A 1,821-nucleotide genomic window follows, 5' to 3' on the forward strand; every position below is an offset into this window, starting at 1 on the left:
CCGCGCCCCCGCGGCCGCCGCCGCCGCCCCGCCGGCCCGCGCCCCCCCGCCCCCCCCCCCCCCCCCCCCCCCCCCCCCCCCCCCCCCGCCTCGGTCACACCGGAACGGGTTCGGCGGGCCGTTCGGCGGCGCGCGCCCGCCAGCGCTGGTGCCAGGGCGCGTCGGGCGCGCCGTCGAGCACCCCGCCGTCCGGGTCGTCGGCGTAGGTGTGCCGGACCACGTCCAGTTCGGGCCGCATGATGTCCCGGATCACGAACCCGCAGAGCACCGCCACGGTGATCAGGCGCAGGCTCGACGCGAGCACGAAGACGCCTTCGGGGAAGACCGGCCGGGACATGGCAGTGCCGAGCAGTTCGCCGTAGAACGCGGCGAAGTAGCCGACCTCGGCGACCTGCCAGGCCAGGAACGCACCCCAGCGCGGCCGGGCGAGCACCGCGAGCGGCAGCAGCCAGAGCACGAACTGCTGGGACCAGACCTTGCTGAAGATGAGGAACGCGGCGACCACCAGGAAGGCGAGCTGGGCCAGCCGGGGACGGCGCGGTGCGAGCAGCGCCAGCCCGGCCACGCCGAGGCAGGCCAGCCCGAACAGCAGGTACGACAGCCAGTTGAGGGTGGGGATGTTCGCGTTGAGCCACTCGAACGGCCCGAGCTGGCCGGGTGCGGACGGGCTGATCCGGCCGTCCAGGTAGCGGCCGATGTACCAGAGCGTGCCCCAGTCGATGGGGCGTGTGGTGTTCAGGTCGAAGAAGCGTTCCCAGTTCTCCCGGTACGGGATCGCCACCGGCAGGTTCACCGCCACGAGCGTCACCAGCGCGGTCGCCGTGGCGACTAGCCCGGCCAGCATCTTTCCGGCGCGCAGCGCGAGGACCAGGATCGGCCCGAGCAGGAACAGCGGCCACATCTTGGCCGCACCGCCCAGGCCGATGAGGACGCCGGCCACTCCGGGCAGCAGCAGCGCGTACCGGTCGGGCCGGGCGCGCGCCCAGGCCAGCAGACCGAACGCGGCCAGGCCGATGGCGAGCAGGTCCCAGTTGACGGTGGCGGTGAGCACCAGCGCCGGGGAGAGCGCGAACAACGCGGCGTCCCAGGGTCGTCGCCGACGCAGGCTGAGGATCACGGCGACGGTGGCGACCGCGAGCGCGCCGAGCACCAGCGCATTCAGGTTGTAGAACCACTGGCCCTGGTTGATGGCGGGGTTGTCGGCGCCGAGGGCGTGCACCGGCAGGCCGAGCGCGCCCATGAAGTATCCGGTCAGCACCGGGTACTCCACCGGGTGGTCCACGTAGGGGACCTTGCCCTCGTTGAGCCCTTCGGCGTAGTAGAGCGCCAGCACGTCGGTGTAGCACATCCGGGTGTACTGGATGTTGTTCTGCCAGGCGCCGTCCTGGCAGGGCGACTTCTGCACCCAGTGCAGGGCCAGCGTCAGGCACACCAGGGCCAGCACGATCCGGCCGGCGGTCCAGAAGCGGCTCTCCCGGCCGGCGGGCCGGTCGAGGGCGGCGGCGTGGTCGCCGAGCGGCCCGCCGATCAGACCGGAGGCGCCGCGGACGAACCAGTCCGAGCGGGAGGGGTGGTCCACCGTCTCGGCGGGTCGTGGCGCCGCCTCGGACGCGCCGGGCTCATCGATGCCTGCGGGCGACTGGGTGCTCATGGAGAGGCATCCTGCCGTACACCGGGGGTCGCCGTCCCGTCGCGCGCGGAGAAATTCCGGTACGCGAAACGCGGCGGCGGGGGGGGGGGGGGGGGGGGGCGGGGCGCCGGCGGGGGGGGGGGCGGGGGGGGCGTGGGGGGGGTGGTGGTGGGGGTGTCTGCTCCCGCCCG

Annotated in this window: 1 protein-coding gene; it reads right to left on the reverse strand. The window is 74.3% G+C overall.

What is annotated here, in order from left to right:
• Positions 1-94: 94 nt before the first annotated feature.
• Positions 95-1,651, reverse strand: coding sequence for a glycosyltransferase family 87 protein (locus AC2CHG_RS31280; protein WP_484526199.1), 1,557 nt, complete (start codon positions 1,649-1,651; stop codon positions 95-97).
• Between the last annotated feature and the right edge of the window lie 170 nt (positions 1,652-1,821).

The organism is Micromonospora sp. ATLC20 (assembly GCF_057196585.1).